This is a genomic window from Sorangium sp. So ce1036 (assembly GCF_051369805.1).
GTDB lineage: Bacteria > Myxococcota_A > Polyangia > Polyangiales > Polyangiaceae > Sorangium > Sorangium cellulosum_F.
Map to the genome: position 1 here is coordinate 1,485,831 of NZ_JBBMOX010000002.1, position 19,582 is coordinate 1,505,412.

General features: G+C 73.1%; 14 protein-coding genes. 13 read left to right on the top strand and 1 reads right to left on the bottom strand.

What is annotated here, in order from left to right; translation table 11 throughout:
* The first annotated feature begins 66 nt into the window (after positions 1-66).
* The 6 genes from WMF31_RS42500 to WMF31_RS42525 all read left to right on the top strand — a co-directional run bounded on the left by WMF31_RS42500 (position 67) and on the right by WMF31_RS42525 (position 9,483).
* Entirely contained in the window at positions 67-1,293 is a 1,227-nt protein-coding gene (locus WMF31_RS42500; RefSeq protein ID WP_436607562.1) for a phospholipase D-like domain-containing protein, read from the top strand.
* 17 nt (positions 1,294-1,310) lie between these two features.
* A complete protein-coding gene (locus tag WMF31_RS42505) occupies positions 1,311-2,084 on the top strand; it encodes an endonuclease/exonuclease/phosphatase family protein (protein ID WP_436607563.1) in 774 nt (257 codons plus the stop codon).
* Between the two features lie 47 nt (positions 2,085-2,131).
* Entirely contained in the window at positions 2,132-2,773 is a 642-nt protein-coding gene (locus WMF31_RS42510) for an NAD(P)-dependent oxidoreductase (protein ID WP_129356262.1), read from the top strand.
* 179 nt (positions 2,774-2,952) lie between these two features.
* Entirely contained in the window at positions 2,953-6,414 is a 3,462-nt protein-coding gene (locus WMF31_RS42515; RefSeq protein ID WP_436607564.1) for a DUF4215 domain-containing protein, read from the top strand.
* A 749-nt stretch (positions 6,415-7,163) separates the two neighbouring features.
* A complete protein-coding gene (locus WMF31_RS42520) occupies positions 7,164-7,649 on the top strand; it encodes a hypothetical protein (RefSeq protein WP_436607565.1) in 486 nt (161 codons plus the stop codon).
* A 316-nt stretch (positions 7,650-7,965) separates the two neighbouring features.
* Positions 7,966-9,483: a carboxypeptidase regulatory-like domain-containing protein gene (locus WMF31_RS42525; protein WP_436607566.1), complete on the top strand. Its 1,518-nt coding sequence runs from the start codon at positions 7,966-7,968 to the stop codon at positions 9,481-9,483.
* Positions 9,484-9,552: 69 nt separating this feature from the next.
* Here WMF31_RS42525 and WMF31_RS42530 read toward each other — a convergent pair whose 3' ends face one another.
* Positions 9,553-10,920, bottom strand: a complete 1,368-nt coding sequence (locus tag WMF31_RS42530) for a DUF4215 domain-containing protein (protein WP_436607567.1) — start codon at positions 10,918-10,920, stop codon at positions 9,553-9,555.
* 787 nt (positions 10,921-11,707) lie between these two features.
* On the opposite strand from WMF31_RS42530, the gene WMF31_RS42535 reads away from it, so the two are divergent.
* The 7 genes from WMF31_RS42535 to WMF31_RS42565 all read left to right on the top strand — a co-directional run bounded on the left by WMF31_RS42535 (position 11,708) and on the right by WMF31_RS42565 (position 19,554).
* Positions 11,708-12,979: a YkgJ family cysteine cluster protein gene (locus tag WMF31_RS42535; protein WP_436607568.1), complete on the top strand. Its 1,272-nt coding sequence runs from the start codon at positions 11,708-11,710 to the stop codon at positions 12,977-12,979.
* A gap of 118 nt (positions 12,980-13,097) precedes the next feature.
* Entirely contained in the window at positions 13,098-14,429 is a 1,332-nt protein-coding gene (locus WMF31_RS42540) for an aspartate kinase (RefSeq protein WP_436607569.1), read from the top strand.
* A 138-nt stretch (positions 14,430-14,567) separates the two neighbouring features.
* Positions 14,568-15,371, top strand: coding sequence for an HAD family hydrolase (locus WMF31_RS42545; protein ID WP_436607570.1), 804 nt, complete (start codon positions 14,568-14,570; stop codon positions 15,369-15,371).
* Positions 15,372-15,381: 10 nt separating this feature from the next.
* A complete protein-coding gene (locus WMF31_RS42550) occupies positions 15,382-16,494 on the top strand; it encodes an ABC transporter ATP-binding protein (protein WP_436607571.1) in 1,113 nt (370 codons plus the stop codon).
* A complete protein-coding gene (locus WMF31_RS42555; RefSeq protein ID WP_436607572.1) occupies positions 16,491-17,837 on the top strand; it encodes an ABC transporter substrate-binding protein in 1,347 nt (448 codons plus the stop codon). The genes WMF31_RS42550 and WMF31_RS42555 overlap by 4 nt, the downstream gene beginning before the upstream one ends.
* Positions 17,834-18,715: a carbohydrate ABC transporter permease gene (locus WMF31_RS42560; protein ID WP_436607573.1), complete on the top strand. Its 882-nt coding sequence runs from the start codon at positions 17,834-17,836 to the stop codon at positions 18,713-18,715. The genes WMF31_RS42555 and WMF31_RS42560 overlap by 4 nt, the downstream gene beginning before the upstream one ends.
* Complete coding sequence (locus WMF31_RS42565; RefSeq protein WP_436607574.1) at positions 18,712-19,554, top strand: carbohydrate ABC transporter permease; 843 nt, start codon at positions 18,712-18,714, stop codon at positions 19,552-19,554. Before WMF31_RS42560 ends, WMF31_RS42565 begins: the two co-directional genes overlap by 4 nt.
* The last annotated feature ends 28 nt before the right edge of the window (positions 19,555-19,582 follow it).

Genomic DNA, 19,582 nt, shown 5'->3' on the forward strand with positions numbered 1-19,582 from the left:
CCGCCCGTCGTGCCCAGGGCCCGCCGCGGCGCTCGCTTTCCCCTCCACATCCTCCACACTGCGGCGATGAGCCTCGGCGACCGCCGGCTGCGCTGCCCCGTCGGCGACAGCGGCGGTGCGCCAGGGGCGTGCGCTCCACCCCCGGGTCCCGCGGACGCGCTCGCCGGCGTGGGCCCCATCCAGACGGCGCAGCACGCCCTCACCCTGCTGCCCGGCATGGACGCGGTGCTGCGCGCGATCTTCGGCGACGTCGAGCGCGCGACGCGGCGGATCGACGTCGAGACCTACATCTACCGCGACGACCTGCTCGGCCGCTCGTTCGCGGACGTGATGGGCCGCGCGGCCGCGCGCGGCGTGCGCACCCGGCTGCTCTACGATCCGCTCGGCTCGCACGAGACCGACGGCCCGTTCTTCGAGGCGCTCCGGCGCCGCGGCATCGAGGTCCGCGCCTACCGCCCGCTGGCCGTCCTGCTCGGCGCGGGTGGGCTCCTGCCGCGGGATCACGCGCGCGTGATCGTGATCGACGACTGCGCCTACACCGGCGGCGCCGCGTGGAGCGACGAGTGGCTCCCGAAGCGGCGCGGCGGCGAGGGGTGGCACGACGTCTGTATGCGCGTCGAGGGGCCCTGCGTCGGCGATTTCGCGTTCCTCTTCGAGCAGCGCTGGGGCGAGGCCAACGGCGGCCCCGGCCGCCTGCGCGACTTCGCCACCGGGGACAGGTACCCCGATCTCGAGCTCGTCGCGGACACGCCCGACGACAACGCGCGGGTTTACGCCCGCTACCGCGACGCGATCCGGCGCGCGAAGGAGCGCGTCTGGATCGAGAACGCCTATTTCTTCCCGCCCGCCGGGATGCTCCGGGATCTCGTCCACGCGGCCGCGCGCGGCGTCGATGTCCAGATCATCCTCCCCGGCGAGACCGACCTGCCGATCGTCAAGCGCGCCGCGCGCGCCGCGCACGCCGCCTGGATCGCGCGCGGCCTCCGGCTCTTCGAGTTCCAGCGCGCCGTCCTGCACGCGAAGCTCGCGCTGGTCGATCGCGACTGGTGCACGATTGGCACCTTCAACGCGAACCCGACCAGCCTGAGCGCCGTCAACGAGGTGAACCTCTTCGTGTTCGATCCGGCGTTCGTGGCCCGGGTGGCCGACCTGTTCGCGCGGGACCGGGCCGACTCGCGGCCGGTCAGCCGGCGCGCGCTCGCGGGGCGGTCGCTCGTCGACAAGGCCGCTGACTGGCTCGCCCACGGGGCCTTGAGCCTCCTCGACCGGCTGATAAAGACTCCCCCGGAGTGAGGCCGAGGAGGAGGGATTTGAGCCACGACCGCGAGCTCGCCGTGCTGACGCAGAACATCTGGGGAGGCGCCGCCCTCTGGGAGCGGCGCCGGGCGATGCTGGCCCGGCTCATGGACGAGCTGCGCCCCGCGATCATCGGGCTCCAGGAGGTGCACGCGGAGGCGGCGAGCGGCGATCTCGGCCAGGCGGGGGAGCTCGCGGGGCTCCTCGGCGGATACCGGGCGTGGTTCGCGCCGGGCCGCGTCTGGGCGAGCGGCGCGTGCGAGGGGGTCGCGCTCCTCTGCAGGGACGACATCGAGGTGCTCGGCCACTCCGTGGAGGCGCTCACGCTCGATCGCGACGACCCGTTCGAGGGCGACAGCCAGCGCGTCGTCCTGCGCGCGGCGATCCGGCGCGCGGGCCAGGTGATCGACGTGCTCGTCACCCACCTGTCGCTGTCCAGGCGCGCGCGGGCGCGCACGGTCCGCGAGCTCGCGCGCTTCGCCGCGCGCGAGCGGCAGAGATCGGGGAGCCTCGGCGCCGTGCTGATGGGCGACCTCAACGCGCTCCCGAGCGAGGAGGCGGTCTGCTATCTCCGGGCGACCGCCGGCGACGCGGGCTGGCTCGACGCGTGGATGGAAGCGCACCCCGGCAAGGCCGGCGGCACCTGGCCCGCGGGCCTGCCGCTGCGTCGCATCGATTATGTCTTCGTTCAACCAGGCGAGGGGTGGGCGGTGACGCGCTGCGAGCGGGCGCCGTTCTCCGGGTCGGATCACCACGGCGTGGCCGCGTGGCTCCGGCTCGGCGGGTGACGGCGCGGGTTGAACGCGCCGAGCCGGACCGGGTAGGCTCTGGGCTCATGAGCAGACTGCTGGTCCTGGGGGCGACCGGGGGCACGGGCGCCGCGCTGATCCGTCAGGCGCTGGAGGCTGGCCACGAGGTCTCCGCGTTCGCGCGCGATCCCTCCGCCATCCCTGTCCCGCACCACGAGCGGCTGCGCGCGCTCCGCGGCGACATCATGGATGGCGAGCAGGTGTCGCGCGCCGTCGCCGGCCACGATGCCGTCCTGTCCGCCCTGGGGGCGCGCGGCCTCGGCCCGACGCGCGTCTATTCCGGCGGCGCGGGCAACATCCTCCGCGCCATGAAGGAGCACGGCGTCCGCCGCCTCATCGCGGTCACGGCGGCGGGGCTGTGCGCCAACCTGCGGGGCGCGCTCTGGTTTCGCCTCCTGGTCAAGCCGCTGCTCCGCAACGCGTACTCCGACATGGAGCGCATGGAAGAGGCCGTTCGCAACAGCGATGTGGACTGGACCCTCGTACGGCCCCCGAGGCTCACGGACGGGCGGCTCACCGGTCAATACCGGGTGAGCGTCGACCTGATGCCGCCAGGAAATTACCTCTTTGCCAGCCCCGTGCTCTCGCGCGACGACGTCGCGCATTTCATGCTCGCCCAGCTCGAGAACGACGAGTATCTGCGCAAGACCGTGGTCGTGACCTACTGAGTCGCGGCGCGCGCCCGCTGTCTCTTGACGTGACCGCGGCGCTTCGGTCTTCTGCCGCGCTCGGCGCAGGGCGGGCGTCAGTGCGTCTGTTGTCATGGCGCCGAGCAGAGGGCTCGACATTCATGATTTTCCATTCCAGGGCCGCGCTCCCGTGGCTCGCTGGCCTTTCGGCTCCTGCCTTGATCGGATGCGGGCCGCTCGACTCCGCCGATCGCAGCAGGCTCGATGACACCGCCGCGGCCTCCGGCGGCGAGGGCGGCGGCGGCGACCGTGGCGGCGCGGGCGGCGGCGACCGTGGCGGCGTCGGGGGAGGCGGGGGAGGCGGGGTGGGGGGCGCCGGGGCGGGCGGCGCGCCGGAGGCGACGTGCGGCGACGGCGTGGTCGGCGCGCCCGCCGAGGCGTGTGACGACGGCAATCAGGCGGCCGGCGACGGGTGCGACCCCGGCTGCGCCGTCGAGATCGGGTTCGCCTGCGCCGGGGAGCCGAGCGTCTGCGCGGGCGGCTGCGGCGACGGCGTACGGAGCGGCGTGGAGACCTGTGATGACGGCGGCCACGAGGGCGGCGATTGCTGCTCGGCCGCGTGTCAGGTGGAGCCCGGGTGCGAGGTCGAGCCGAACGACGATCCCGCGTCGGCCAACGACGCCTTCGCCCTCGCGCCGGACGGACGAGTCCGCGCGATCGTCGGCTCCGGCGCCGACGTGGACATGTTCTCGGTGATCATCCCGGACGGGGCGGTCGGGAGGATCCGGGTCGCGACGCTCGACGGTCCGCTCGGCTCGACCTGCGGCGGGCTCACCATCGATACCCGGGTGACGATCCTCGACGCGGGCCTCGCGACCCTCGACGGCAATGACGACATCGCCGAGGACAACTACTGCTCTTTCCTCGAGGTGGAGCGGCTGCGCGCGGGCGATTACCTCGTCCGCGTGGACGTCTCCCCGGGCGCGGAGCCGCCGACGCCGGCGACGTTCGGTTACACGCTCTCGCTCACGCTGGATACCGCGGTGTGCGGCGACGGCGTGCGCGAGGATCCGGAGCTCTGCGACGACGGGAACACGATCGGCGGCGACGGCTGCAGCGCCACGTGTGAGCTGGATACGCCGTGGCCCGAGGCCGAGCCGAACGGCACCGCGGCGGAGGCGGGCGCGCGCGGCGCGCTCCGGCCGAACGCGCTCGTCTCCGGCGCGATCGAGCCGCTCGGCGACGTGGACGTCTTCGCCTTCGAGGTGCCGGCCCTCGCCGACGTCCGGATCGCCACGTACGACCCCGGCAGCCTGAGCGAGTGCAGCCAGGGCGTCGACACGTTCGTCCGGCTGCTCGCCGCGGACGGCGAATCGGTGCTGGAGAGCGACGACGACAGCGGCCCCGGGGCCTGCTCGCTCATCGATCCGCGCGTCGCGGGCTGGGCGGCCGGGCTCGAGCCCGGCACGTACTATGTGGTCGTCGAGGAGTTCTCGAACGACGCCACGATCCCGGGCTACAACCTCCTCGTCGAGCTCACCGCGCTCTGCGGCGACGGCGTGGTCGAGGGCCAGGAGGAGTGCGACGGCGGCGAGCGCTGCACCCCGTCGTGCGCGCGGATCGTGGTGTGCGGCGACGGCCTCGTCGAGGGCCCCGAGGCGTGCGACGACGGCAACACCGAGGGCGGGGACGGCTGCAGCGCCGCCTGCGCGCTCGAGGGCGCGACCCCGGAGGTCGAGCCGAACGACGCGCCCGAGCAGGCGACCCGGGGGCGGGTGAGCGCGTCCGGCGTGCTGTTCTCCGCGTCGTTCGACCCGGCCGGCGACGTCGATTACTTCGCCGTCGAGGTGCCCGGGGCGGTCGACCTCGAGGTCGAGACCTTCGACGCGACCGGGCCGGACTCCTGCGATGCGGTCGACACGCTGGTGCAGGTCCTGTCGGCCGACGGCGTCGTGATCGGCGAGGACGACGACGGCGGCGAGCTCAGGTGCTCCCGCGTGAGCGCCGCCATCCCCGCGCCTGGCACGTATTACGTGCGCGTCGAGGATTACAGCGGCAGCGATCTCATCGGATACACCCTGCGCGCGCGGACAGCGGCCGTGTGCGGCGACGGCGTCGTCGGGGGCCAGGAGGAGTGCGACGGCGGCGCCGCGTGCGACGCGACGTGCCAGCGCCTCCCGGTGTGCGGCGACGGGTTCATCGACGCGCCCGAGGTCTGCGATGACGGCAATGCCGAGGCCGGGGACGGCTGCGACGCCGCGTGTCGCCTCGAGGGGGTGACGGTCGAGATCGAGCCCAACGCGAGCCCCGCCGAGGCCGACGCGAACGGCGCCCTCTTGCCCGGAGGCCTCGTGTCCGGCGCGCTCGATCCGGCCGGCGAGAGCGACGTCTTCGCCGTGCGGCTCACGACCGTGTCCGACCTGCGACTCGAGACCTTCGATTCGAGCGGCCCGGGCCGGTGCGCCGAAGGCGTGGACACGGCCCTCACGCTCCTCGCGCCGGACGGGGCGACCGTGCTCGCCGCCGACGACGACGGCGGCGCCGGCGCCTGCTCCCTGATCGACCCGACCGGGCCCGGCGGCGCCGCGGCGCGCCGCCTCCCGCCGGGGACCTACTATGTCCGCGTCGGCAGCTTCCCCGAGCAGCCGCGGGCGGACTACACGCTGCGCATCTCGCTCGACGCGTCGTGCGGCAACGGGGTGAGGGAGGGCGCGGAGGAGTGCGACGGCGGCCCGCGCTGCGATCCGGGCTGCGACCGGATCCCGGTCTGCGGGGACGGCCTCGTCGACGCGCCGGAGGGGTGCGATGACGGCGGCGCCGCGGACGGAGACGGCTGCAGCGCCGCCTGCCAGCTCGAGGCGGTGACCGCCGAGGTCGAGCCGAACGACACCCCCCTTCAGGCCGGGGCGAGCGGGCTCGTCATCGCGGGCGACGCGCTCCTCGCGGCGAGCCTCGCCGCGGGCGGCGACAGGGACGTCTTCCGCCTGCGCCTGCCGGTCGCCTCGGTCGTGCGCCTCGAGGTCTTCGACGGCACGGCCGCCGACTGCGAGGGCGGCCTGAGCACCGCGCTCCGCGTGCTCGACGCGGGCGGGGCGCCGATCGCGACCGACGAGGGGCTCTCCGGGGCCGAGTACGCGGGCGGCATCGGTGGGTGCTCGGCGCTCGTGGTGCGCCTGCCCGAAGGCGACCACGACGTCGAGGTCGCGGCGCGCGACGGCGGGGCGGCGATCCCGATCTACTTGCTCGAGGTGGCGATCCTCTCGGATGCCGGGGTGGAGGCGGAGCCGAACGACACGATGTCTTCCGCGAACCCGCTCTCCGGCTCCGATGGGTTCATCGCCGGCGCGCGGACGAGCGATGATCTCGACTTCTTCGCCGTGGACCTCCCGGAGGGCCGGTCGATCCGCGCGGAGGTCGTCGAGGGCGGCGCCGGGACGTGCGAGTCGCTCGAGATCGACAGCCGGCTGTCGCTGCTCGACGGAGCGGGCAAGATGATCGCGGACGACGACGACGGCGGCCGGGGCCGCTGCTCGCTGATCGACGGCACCGGGGGCGACCCGCGCCACCCCGGCGCGCACGCGCTCCCGGCGGGAACGTACTTCCTGCGCGTCCGCGCCGCGCCGCGCGCCGCGCGCTCCTCGACGCGCTTCGACTACCGGCTCGCCGTCACCCTGCGCTGACCCGCGCGGCGGCGCCCCGCGGGCGGCGCGCGGCGCGGGCGCCCTCCGACGACCGCCGCGCGCCCGCTCCGGGCGCCGCGGGCGAGGCCGGGACGGACCTGGCGCCGGCCCGCCGACTCGACCTCTCGATATCGCACCACCGCAGCGAACATCGCCTCTGCTCGTCGAGGCGTGTGAGGGTGGCTCCCCGGTGCTCATCGGCCTCGTGTCGGTGAGCAGGGCGCACAGGCGACATCGGGAGTCGCCTCGACAGGGCCCGCGCGAAATCCCTGTGTTCCTTCCTCACATCGCCGGTTTGCGCCCGCGCTGGTGAATCCGCGGCTGCTCCGGGGCTGGACCGCTCTTCGCAGCGCATCGCACCGCGCCGCGCTCGGCGTGGTTGCGCGATGCTTCAGGTGGATGTGGGAGCCCCCGGGGGTGCGTTCGAGGCAGAGGGTATGATCGCATTGTCGAGGAGCGCCAGTATTGTCCGTGGTTCTGTGTCAGTCGCTTTTTCGAGCGAGAGATTGCCAATCAAAAGTGCTTGCGTGATCCCGCCGGGAGAATAGTCTCCTGTTGTTAGCGTCATGACCGCGGGGCGGGGTCCTCCGGGGGCGCGGCCATGACGCGGGCGACGACGACGTTCGTCGCCCGCGTCGGGTCATCGCCCCCCTGGTCCGCGCCCCGGGGCATGGATCCCTTGGGTGACAATCTGGATAGGTATCTGCTCATCACCTGACCACAGATTCGATTCCTCGGAGGTGTTTGTCATGAAGAAGTTTGCTCGTTGGTCGCTTGCCTTCGCGGCCGTCATGTCGTTCTCGGCCAGCGCCCTGGCCATCCCTCAGAACATTTTCAAGGTCGTTCAAAGCAACGGGCTCAGGAAGGTCGAGACCGGCAAGATCATTTGTGCCCTGGCGGAGCAGGGCGGCGACCTCTTCTTCGATCACTGCGCTTACTCGTGCAAGTGGCTCCTCGCGTCGCCGTACGGGTCCAGCATCGCCGCCAACGTGTACATCAACGAGGAGGTGACGTGGGAGAGCTTCTCTTGCGACGATAGGTCGCTGTATCCGGTGACCGCGAACCTCTTCCTCAATCCTACCTTCGCGAGCACCGCCTTCAGCACGCGGTTCCAGAGGGAGCAGCTGTGCAGGTTCACCGCGGTGCTCGACGGTGAGACCAGGGTGGTGAAGGGGGTGATGCAGACCGGTTCCCCGCTGTCGATGCCCTCGGTGGTCGCCTGGTACCCGGAGTGATGCCGGTGCGTCGTTGAGACCGATCCCCATCGGGCGGTGAGACGACGCCCAGCGTTCGACCGATCGGCGAGGGTCTCCCTGCAGAAAGCCTCACTCGCGGCCCCAGGCAGGACGGGGAGGCGCTCGCCGAGCGCGTCACGCGGAGAAGGAGGGGCGCCGGCAGCCGCCGGCGGCCCCTTCTCTTTCTCTGCCGCCGCCGAGCGTCCGGCCGCGGCGCGCTCGCCGGGGCCATTTGTCTGGAGGAACCATGATGCAACCGAGTACCTCGCAACGGAAACCCTTTCGCCGGCCGCTGTTGATCGCCGCCGGAATCCTTTTGGCAGCCCTCGCCGGTGTGGTCCTCTTCTTCGTCCTCCGTCCGAAAGACGAGCAGACCCCCCGCGCGGGGGCCCCGGCCGCCGGGGCGGAGAGGCACGTCCGCTATCGAAACAGGGCGATCGTCCGCGCCGCGCCCGCGGCGAAGCGAGAGGCGCGGCCCACGATCAGCGGCCATGTCTACGGCACGGACGGGAACACCATCGCGGGGGTGACGGTCGTGGCGTCGACCTTCGAGGTCGCCGGCAACGTGCTCTCGGCGGCCGGCTCCGTGAAGAGCGACGAGGACGGGCGGTTCGAGCTCACGCTCCCGGACGGCACCTATCAGATCAGCGCGAGCGCCGAGGGGTACGGGGCCACGTCGATCACGGCGCACCCCGGCGACGCGGTGAGCCTCGTGCTGCCGAAGAGCGGCGTCATCGAGGGGCGCGTGCTGGACGAGCGGGGCGAGCCCGTGCGGCGCTTCTCGATCGACGTGCTCACGGTCGTGACGGCGGAGACCCCGGCGACCCCGGCCCTGTTCTCTCGCACGTTCGAGAGCCCGGACGGCACGTTCCGCGTCGATCAACTGCCCTCCTGGGACGTCATCGTCAGGGCGACGGCGGCGGACTTCGCGCCCACGTTCTCGCCGATCGTCGGCGTGCGCGCCGGGGATGTCGAGAAGATGGATCTGACCCTCTCCAGGGGGTGCGTCCTGACCGGGCGCGTGGTGGACTCGTCCGGCGCTCCCCTGCCTGGCGTCTATGTCGACGCGGAGTCGGTGATCGCCGCCGGCGAGATGACGAACCTGGCCCTGGAGGCCGCCGCCCAGGCGGAGACCGCGGACGACGGCTCGTTCAGCCTGCCGCAGGTGCCGAAGGGCGCGATCACCGTCCGCGGCTACGATGGGAGCAACGCGGTGAGCTCGGTCGACGTCGAGGTCTCGAGCTGCGACGACCTGGAGCCGGTGAAGCTCGTGATGTCGCCCGGCGGCAGCTTCTCCGGCGTGGCGCGCGACGGCGACGGCAAGCCCATCGCGGGCGCCCGGCTCACGCTGCTGCACCGGCCGATCGGCTTCGTGGACACGGTGAGCGACGCGGAGGGCCGCTTCCACTTCGAGCAGGTCCCGCCCGGCATGCTCCGCGTCATGATGCGGTACGGGGAGCAGGTGGTGCTCGCGGGCGTCGACATCGAGGATGGGAAGAGCACGCAGCAGGACATCTCCCTCGCGCCCCAGGGCACAGGGGAGATCCGGGGCCGCGTCACGGTGGGCGGCAGGCCGCTCCCGGGGGCTCGTCTCATGCTGGCCACCCCGGTCGGCGACGATGGCACGATCGGCCTGTACCACCCCGTCACGGCGGAGGACGGCTCGTACCGCGTGTCCGGGGTCCTGCCCGGCCCCTACATCATCAACGTGGAATCGACCAACATCGGGGGCAACCTGCAGGTGAAACCGGGCGAGCTCACGACGATGGATCTGCAGGTGACCGACCTGCCGAGCACGAAGGACCAGGAGCCCGCGATCGCGCCGCCGCAGTGATGCGCGGCGGCGGCGGCCGGCGCGGGCGGTGGCGCCGCGCCGGCCCCTGCTGGAGGGACCCTCAGCAGGTCAGTCCTGCGTGATGGTGAGCTCGAACGGACCCGCGGAGACGTTATCGTAGGTGTCGACGAAGATGTCGATCGGGGTCCCCGCGGTCACCTCCACCGTGATCGACTCGGCCTCTCCGCTGAAGCCGGCGTCCGTGCAATCGAGCTCGCTCGCCGCCTCGGCGCAGTCGGTCCGCGCGTGGAGGACGAGATCGGCCGCGCCCGTCGGCGTCGCGGTGATGGTCACGCTGCCGCTCGCCTCGGGTGAATAACGGTACACGAGATCCGGGCCGGCGCCCGCGCACGAGCCCTCGAAGGCGCGCACGCCCTCGGACGTGTCGCCCGCCGCGGCCGCGTCCGCCACCGGCACCGCCGCCGCGCACGCGGCCGCCGGGTTCACCTCGCACGCGTTCGAGCACACGTCGTCGTCCACCTCGTTGCCGTCGTCGCACAGCTCCGTGCCCACGAGCGCCCCGTCGCCGCAGACCTGCTCCCTGAAATCCACGTCGAGCACGTACTCCGCGGGCGATCCGAGCTGTCCCTCGATGAAGATGAAGTAGGTCTCCCCGGCCTCGACCAGGAACTCCAGGGGGGGCTCCCCCGGGGGATAGGCGAGCAGGCAGCCGAGCAGCGTCGACGGGTCGTCGCAGCTCGTCCGGATGTACCAGTCGAAGTCGCCGGCCGTGGACGTCGCGACGACGCGGAACGAGCCCTTGGCCGGGGCCACGAACTGGAAGACCTGCTCGCTCTCGCCGACGCCGGCGGGATAAATCGATCCGAAGATGTCCGGGCAGGCCGCGGAGAACAGGCTGGTCCCGCTCTCCGTGGTCCCCGTGAACGTGCCCCCCTCCGACACGTCGATGGCCTCCGTGCACGCCGCGGCGACGCTGGCCGCGCACGCGTCGGAGCAGTCGAGCTCCTCGCAGTCCTGCAGGCCGTCCCCGTCGTCGTCCCGCTCGTTGTCGCAGTCCTCGTCGAGGGTGGAGCAGAGCGCCGAGTCGCTGTCGCAGAAGCCCTGGCACTGGTCGTCGCTATCGCAGCCGCCGAGGCACACCGCCGCCTCGGTCAGCTCGACGCAGCCCTGCGCCGCGCCCGTGCAGTCGGCCGTGTCCTGACAGGTCTTGATGCAAAGCGAGAAGTCGCTGCCCGCAGCCAGACACACGGAGCCCGCCTCGCACTCGATGAGCTCCTGCGCGCAGAGCGACGAGCAGTACCCCCCCGCCCAGCCGAACGCGTCCTCGGTCATGCACAGGCCGCCGCTGCACTCGTCGTCGGATGTGCAGGGCTCGCCGTCCGCCCTCGCCTCCATCGCGCCGCCCTGGCCGCCCTGGCCGCCCTGGCCGCCCTCGCCGCCCTGGTCGCCGCCCTCTCCGCCGGTGCCAGACGTCACCGGCCGCGGCTCCCCCTCGTCATCGCCGCACGCAGCGAGCGCCAGACACATCGCAGTCACTGCCGTCAGGGAAATACCAGGTCGCATGGCCCGTTCTCCTTGTGGGGATGAGCGCTGAACAAAAACGGACCGAGCCAGACAGCGAGGGGGGCAGCGCTAGGCACGACGAGGAGCCCCAGGGAAGCAGGGCGACGAGGAGCAACGACGCGATGCGCCCGCCATCGGCTGCATGACGACGGGAGGTTTTGTCCGGCGCTTCACGTGCTCGTATCACGGAGAACGCCACGAACACGTCACAAGTGAGAAATGCAGGAGCTCAACCTGACCGGATAATTCTGTTCAAGTCGAAAGTTGGTTAGTAAAGAAATATTTCTAACAATCGTTCAATGCTGCGACCCCGCCGTTTCAGAATCGAAACCCGGGAGGGAACGTTCCTGACGCATCGCCGCAATTTTAGGGAGATCCCGGATGGCACGGTCGGTGCTTCTACGGACAGCAGCGCCGCCGGCGCGGCCTTCGCCCCCCTGAGGCCCCGGCGGCGCTGTCTTTTTGTCCGCGTCCCCTGCCGCGCCTGATTTCCGACCCGCGGCTCCTGGCGGACCAGGCCCGTTCGGCACGACGCGCAGGTGGGGGGCGGGTCCGCCCGGCACGACGCGCAGATCGGGGCCGGGTCCGCCTGGCACGGCGCGCAGGTCGAGTCCGCCTGGTGCGGCAGGGACGGGCCGGAGCCGTCCGGCACGATGGCGGTGAGCGCCGCTCGGTGTCGCGTTGTATGGTCCGCCGCCCCATGGCGACGAAGCGCTCCTCGGCGACGAAGCTCTCCTCTCCCCCGAACCAGCGGTTCGCGTGCCGCGACTGCCCGGCGCGGTGCTGCCGGATGCCCTGGAACATCCGCTTCAGCAACGAGGAGGCCAGGCGCTATCTCGAGGACCCCTGGGTGCGAGAGCGCGCCGGGAGCGAGGCGGCGGTGGTCATCGCGCGCGGCGTCCTGCCCATGCTGGAGAAGGACCGCCGGCTGCAATGCGTCTTCCTCGACGACGACCTGCTCTGCAGCCTGCAGAAGCGGTTCGGCCACGAGTACATCCCGCGGTCGTGCCAGGCGTTCCCGTTCGGGTTCGTTCGCGACGAGGAGGACGTCGTCGTCGCCCAGCTCTCGCAGCTCTGCCCCTCGATCCGCGACAACTACGGCGACCCCGTCGACCGCCAGCTCCGGGCGAAGCTCCAGCAGCGGGGGGAGTCGGAGCGGATGTCGACGGCGCTGGCGACGCTGCGCGGCGTCATCCTCTCCCGGCCCCAGTACCTGCGCATCGCGCGGCACTGGGAGGAGCAGCTCGCGGTCGACGCGTCGCCGGCGTCGACGCTCGCGCGGCTCTACGACTGGACGACCGCCCTCGAGCGCGCGCTCCCCGCGGGCGGCGAGCGCGCGACGGACGCCGCGCTGGAGGCCGCCTTCCAGCAGGCCCACGCCCACGAGGCCGCGCCGCTCGCGCCCCGCCGGCGCCCCTCGTTCCACGCGCGGGTGCTGTTCGCCTTCCTGCTCGGCAACCTCTGCTATCCGTCGCGGGTCCGGCAGGCCCACCGGGTCGGAACGGCGCCGTTCGCGGAGCTCCAGGGGCTGCGCAGCCTCGGCAACAAGGCCGCCTGGATGCTCGGGCGAGGCACCGTCGACATGCTGTTCATCCCGAGGCCGTTCAAGCTCCAGCACGTGCGCACGGTCGACCGCTTCCTCGACGGCGAACAGGGGGCGCTCGTCCGGGACTACCTGCGCCTCGCGCTCCAGCGCCGGCACATCTTCTCCGCGCCGCGGCACCTCCTCGCGGCCGTGCTCGACCTCTCGCTCGCCACCGCCGTCATCTCCCGCTTCGCCCGCTGCCGCGCCGCGGCGGACGGCAGGACCCAGGTCGCCGCGGAGGACGTGCGGGAGGGCATCAGCGTGGCCGAGCTCGTCCTCCTGAGCCACGCCGCCCTCTCGGAGCAAGGCAGGCTCATGAAGAACCTGCGCTGGCTCCTGCTCACGAAGCGCGAGAGCTTCCGGGGCGTGCTGGAGACGGAGGCCTGACGCTCTCCCGCCGGGCGGACCGGGCCTCAGGACGAGATCGACCCCCCTTGTCGCGTCACGGCCGGCCGTGACTATCATTCGCGCTCCACCGGGCCGACAGGCCCATGGAGGCACGCGCATGATCGTCATGAAGTTCGGCGGCAGCTCGGTCGAGAGCCGCGATCAGATCGAGAAGGTTCTCCACATCGCCAGGGCCCGCCTGGCCCGCCGCCCCGTCCTCGTGAGCTCCGCGCACAAGGGCATGACCGACGCGCTGATCAACGCCGCCAGGGGCGCCGCCGCGGGGCGCCTCGACCCGGCCGTGCCCATCGACAAGCAGCGCGCCGTGGCCGAGTCCCTCGGCTGCGCGCCCGACCTGCTCGCGCCGTTCTACCAGGAGATCGAGGACCTCCTGCGCGGCATCAGCCTCGTCAAGGAGCTCAGCCCGAGGAGCCTCGACTACATCGCGAGCTTCGGCGAGCGCATGGCCGTCCGCTGCATCGCCGATTTCTTCTCCCGGAGCGGCGTCCCGGCCCGCGCCTACGACGTCTGGGACCTCGGCTTCATCACCGACTCGAGCTTCGGCCGCGCGCGGCCGCTGCCCGGCTTCGAGGCCCGGGTCAAGGCCGCGTTCGCCGAGCACGTCCCCGAGGGCGTCGTCCCGGTCGTCACCGGCTTCGTCGGCCGCAACGAGGCCGGCGAGATCACGACCGTCGGCCGCAACGGGAGCGACCTGACGGCCACGCTGCTCGCCGCCGCGCTCGACGCCGAGGAGGCCCAGATCTGGAGCGACACCGACGGGGTGATGACCGCCGACCCGAGCGTGGTGAAGACGGCCCGCAACATCCCGACGATGCGCTTCGAGGAGGCGGCGGAGCTCGCGTTCTTCGGCTCCCGCGTGCTGCACCCCTCGACGCTCCTGCCCGCCATGGAGAAGCGCATCCCGGTGCGGGTGCTCAACACCAACCGGCCGGATCACCCCGGCACGGTCATCGACTTCAACACCGACGCGGCGTCGCCGGCCGTGACCAGCATCGCGTACCGCGAGAAGCAGGTCGTGCTCAAGCTCAGCTCGACGCGGATGTTCGGCGAGGTCGGCTTCCTCGCGCAGGTCCTCGCCGTGCTGGCGCGGCACGAGGTCGTGATCGACGTGATCACCACGTCGGAGGTCTCGGTCTCGATGACCACCGACAGCCTCGAGAAGCTCCGCCGGGCGCTCCCCGAGCTCGAGCGGTTCGGCGCCTGCGAGGTGCTGCCCGACCACACGACGCTCGTGATCGTCGGCCACGGCCTGCCCCGGCAGAAGGGCGTCGCCGCGCAGGTGCTCGAGGCGATGAGCCAGGCCGGCGTGAACGTCGAGATGCTGAGCTACGCCATGGGCAGCGTGAACCTGTGCATGGTCATCGACGACGCGAGCGTCGCCTCGGCGGTGGGGGTGCTGCACCGCTCGCTCTTCGAGCAGGCGCGGTGACGCCGCTTGCGGAACACGACGCCCGGCCGCCGTTCGGGTGACGGGACGTTGACGGGCCGTGACGCGACGCGAGGTCCGCTGTAGGCGTGGGCCTCGGACGGGACGACCCACGCGCCCGGCCGGGGAGAGGGGAGAGACATGACAGCGGCGATCCTGGGCGGCAGCGCGCCGATCCCTCGCGAGAGCACGGGGGACCTCCTGCGGCGCATCGAGGCCGAGCACGGCGCGCTCGGCGCGGGCGCCGCGCTCGCCTTCGACGCGGACGGCACCCTCTGGGAAGGGGACATCGGCTTCGACCTGTTCGACGCGTTCCTGGCCGAGCGCGCGGCGCGGCCCGAGGCCGAGGAGGCGCTGCGCCGCGAGGCCGAGGCGTTCGGCGTCGACGCCGGGGGCGGCGCGCACGCGATCGCGAGCGCGCTCCACGCGGCGTTCCTGGACGAGCGGTACCCGGAGGACCGGGCCTTCGCCATGATGGCCTGGGCCTTCGCCGGGTGGCGCGAGGACGAGCTCGCCGGCTTCGTCGACCGCGTGCTCGAGGAGAAGGGCCACGCGGGGCGCATCCGGCCGGCGCTCCTGCCGATCCTCGACTGGGCGCGGTCGCGCGGCGCGCCGGTGTACGTCGTCTCCGCCTCGCCGCGCATCGCGGTCGAGCGCGCCGTCGCGGGGCTCGGCATCGCGCCCGCGCAGGTGGCCGCCATGAGCCCGGCCGTCCGCGAGGGCCGGCTCGCCCCCGAGCTCGGCGCGCCCGCGACCTACGGCGACGGGAAGATCCGCGCGCTGGGGCGCCTCTTCCCGGAGCTCGCCGTGCTTGCGGCCTTCGGCGACAGCGCCTACGACGCCGCCCTGCTCCGGACGGCCCGGGTGCCCGTCGCGGTGGCCCCGAGCCCGAAGCTGCTCGCGGTCGCGGACTCGATCCCGGGGCTCGTCCTGCTCGCCACCTGAGCTCGCCGCCATGGCCACCCTCTCGCTCCGCGGCCTGACCCGCCGCTTCCCGAACGCCGAGCGCCCCGCCCTCGCGGGCCTCGATCTCGAGGTCGAGGACGGCGAGCTGCTCGTGCTCGTCGGCCCCTCCGGCTGCGGCAAGTCGACGGCGCTCCGGCTCATCGCCGGCCTCGACGCGCCCGACGGCGGCGCGATCGCGATCGGCGGGCGCGACGTGAGCCGCGTGGCGCCGGAGGACCGCGACGTGGCCATGGTCTTCCAGGGGTACGCGCTGTACCCGCACATGACCGCGCGCGAGATCATGGCGTTCCCGCTCCGGATGCGCGGGGTCCCGAAGGCTGCGCGGGCGCGCCGCGTCGAGGAGGCGGCGACGCTGCTCGGCATCGGCCACCTGCTCGACCGGCGGCCCGGCGAGCTGTCGGGCGGCGAGCGGCAGCGCGTGGCCATGGGCCGCGCGATCGTGCGCGCCCCGGCGGCGTTCCTGTTCGACGAGCCGCTCTCGAACCTCGACGCCGCGCTGCGCGCCGAGCTCCGGGTCGAGCTCGCGGCGCTCGTGCGCCGCCTGGGCACGACGTCGGTCTACGTCACCCACGACCAGGTCGAGGCCATGACCATGGGCGACCGCATCGCCGTGCTCCGCGCGGGCGAGCTCCAGCAGGTCGGCCCGCCGCGCGCCATCTACGAGGCGCCGGCGAACACGTTCGTCGCCGGCTTCCTGGGCGCGCCGGCGATCAACCTCGTCGCGCTGGAGCGCGCCGGCGCGCGGTACGAGGGCGCGGCGCTCTCGCTGCCCGCCCCGCCGGGCGTGGCGCTGCCCGACCGGGTGATCGCCGGCGTGCGGCCCGAGCACCTGCGCGTCGGGCTGGAGGCCGGGGCGCAGGGCGGGGCGGGCGCCGGGGCGACCGACGAGGTCGTGGTCGAGGCCCGCGTCGTCGTGGCCGAGCCGCTCGGGGCCGAGACGTTCCTGTACCTCGACGCCTCGGGGACGCGGCTCCGGGCGCGGGCGCACGGGTTCGCGACGCCCGCGCCGGGGGAGGCGGTGCGCGCGCGCCTCGACCCGCGCGCCGTGCTCTGGTTCGACGCGGGCTCCGGCGCGCGGATCGCCCCGCGGGCCGCGCCATGAGCGGGCGGGGGCGCGGTGCGGCGCGGCCCGGGGCGAGCGCGCGCTGCTCGCGGCGCGACGCGCTCCGGGCGCTCGCGGCGTCGATCGCCGCGGCCGCGGCGGGCGCGCCCGGCTGCGCGCGGCGCTCGCCGGACGGGCGCCTCGCGGCGTCGCTGTGGTTCGCGTACGGCGGCAAGAACCGCGAGGTGCTCCTGTCGCTCGTCGACCGGTTCCACCGCGAGCAGGGCCGCTACCGCATCGAGGCGGTGTACCAGGGCGACTACTTCGAGGCGCTCGCCAAGCTCAGGACCGCGCTCGCGGCGCGCGCCGCGCCCGCGCTGACGCACGTGGTCGGCGAGGTGGTGCCGTACCTCGCCGAGGCCGGCGCGCTCGAGCCGCTCTCGCGCTTCGTGGACGCGGGGCCCGCCGGCGACCTCGACGTGGTCGAGGCGCTCGGGCAGTCGGGGACGTTCGTCGGGGGAGGAGAGCGGCCGCTCGTGTGCCTGCCGTTCAACCGCTCGACGCCCATCGCCTACTACAACCGCGACGTGTTCCGCGAGCTCGGCCTGTCGCCGCCGTCGACCTGGGACGAGCTCCGCGGCGTGGCGTCGCGGCTCGTGGTGCGCGACGGCGGGGCCACGCGGCGGTGGGGGTTCGAGTGCCCGATCGACTGGTGGTTCTGGGCGGCGCTCGTCGGGCAGGCGGGCGGCGAGATCCTCTCGCCGGACGGCGCGCCCGCGTTCGGCGGCGAGGCGGGCGTGCGCGCGCTCCGGTTCTGGCAGGCGCTCGTGCACGAGGATCGCACGATGAAGCCGCCGCCGGGGCGCGACTACAACGCGTGGCAGGTGACGAACACCGATTTTCTGGCGGGCCGGGTCGCGATGATCTGGACCTCGACGGCGTTCCTCCGCTACCTGGAGGAGAACGCGGCCCAGGCGGGCGCGGGGAGGTTCGAGGTGGGCGCGGCCCCGCTGCCGCGCGACGTGCGCGCCTCGGTGCCCACGGGCGGGACGATGTTCGTGATGCCGCGGGGGGCGGCGCCCGCGGCGCAGGAGGCGGCGTTCGCGTTCCTGCGCTGGATGATGCAGCCGGAGCAGGCCAACGCGTGGGCGACGCGGACGGGCTACATGCCGGTCTCGCGCCGCGGCCTCGAGGCGCTCACGCGGGGCGGCTATTACGCCGCGCACCCGAACGACCGCGTGGCCGTGGACCAGCTCGCGCACGCGGCGCCCTGGCCGTGGTCTCCGGACCTGTTCCGCGTCCAGCGCGAGGCGGTGCAGCCCCGGCTGGAAGAGGCGGTGCTCGCCCCGCGCGACGCCGCCGAGACCCTCTCCGAGGCCGTCCGCGCGGCGCGTGAGCGATGAAGCCCAGGCACCCCCTCTCGCCGTACCTGCTCCTCCTGCCGACCGCGGCCTTCCTGGCCGTGTTCTTCCTGGTCCCGCTCCTGCTCGCGGCCAAAAATAGCTTCTACGCGTGGGACCTGCTCACGCCGCCGCGGTACGTCGGGCTCCGGAACTACGAGGTCCTGGCCGGGAGCGGCGAGCTCGCGGGGACGCTGCTCCGCACGCTCGGCTACAGCGCCGTGGTGGTGACGCTCTCCGGCGCGCTGGGGCTCGCGCTGGCCGTGGCGCTCGACCGCCCGGGGCCGGTGTACGCGTTCGTGCGGGGCGCGGTGTTCAGCGCGTACGTCGTGTCGTGGGTCGCGGTGGCGCTGCTCTGGATGTGGATCCTCGACGCCGAGGGCGTCTTCTCGGCGGCGCTCCGCGGCCTCGGCCTGCCGACGATGAGCTGGCTCGGCGACCCTCGCTCGGCGCTGCTCGCGCTGGCGGCGGTGAGCGTCTGGAAGATCACCGGCTATGCCATGGTGATCTTCCTGGCGGGGCTGCAGGACATCCCGCGGGCGCTGCACGAGGCCGCGGCGCTCGACGGCGCGGGCCCGTGGCGGCGGTTCCGCCACGTGACGTGGCCGCTGCTGCGCCCGAGCGCGGCGTTCGTGGCGACGACGAGCCTCATCCTCTCCTTCCAGGCGTTCGACGTGGTCCGCGTGATGACGCAGGGGGGGCCGGTGCGATCGACGACCCTGTTCGTCTATGCGATCTACGAGCACGTCTTCGTGAACCTGCGGGTCGGCCGGGCGAGCGCGATGATCGTGATCTTCTTCGGGCTGCTCCTGCTGTTGACGGTCCTGCAGCTCCGGGCGCTCCGGGCGGGCGCGCCGCGCGAGGAGAGGCGGGCGTCGTGACGACCCGGGCGATGACGACCAGGGGGCGCACCGGCGCGCGGCGCCTCGCCTCGGACCTGTTGCTCGTCGTGGTGGCGGTCGTGTGGCTCGGGCCGTACGCGTGGATGACGGTCACGTCGCTCAAGACGTTGCCGGAGATCACCCGCGCTCCGGCGTACCCGCTGCCGCAGGCGCTGGATCTCGGCGCGTACCGCGAGGTGCTCCAGGCGGTGCCGGTGATGCGGTATTTCGCCAACACGCTGTTCATGGCGACGGCGATTGCCCTCTTGCAGATCGCGCTGGCGCTGCCGGCCGGGTATGCGCTCGCGAAGCTGCGGTTCGCGGGGCGGGGCGCGGCGTTCGTGCTGGTGCTCTCGTGCCTGCTCATCCCGGCGCAGGTGACGTTCGTCCCGGTGTTCACGATGCTCGGCTCGGTCGGCCTGGTGAACACGTTCGCGGCGCTGATCCTGCCGTTCGGGGTGAGCGCGCTCGGGACGTTCCTGGTGCGCCAGGCGCTGCTCTCGGTGCCTGACGAGATCATCGAGGCGGCGAGGATGGATGGCGCGGGCGAGCTCAGGATCGTCTATGGAATCCTCGGCCCGATGCTGAGGCCGACGCTCTCGGCGCTGTTCCTGTTCAGCTTCGTCTTTCATTACAACGATTACTTCTGGCCGCTCGTCATGACGACGGACGACCAGGTGCGGACGCTCCCGCTCGCGATCGCCCTCCTGCGGGAGCAGGGGACCGGGGTCCGCTGGCACGTGGTGATGGCCGGCAACGTGATCCTGAGCGTGCCCGTGCTCCTGGTGTTCGCGGCGGCGCAGCGGCAGCTCCTGCGCGCGGTGACGGCGCGGATCTGAGCGGGCGGCGGGGGGGAGCGGCTCGGGG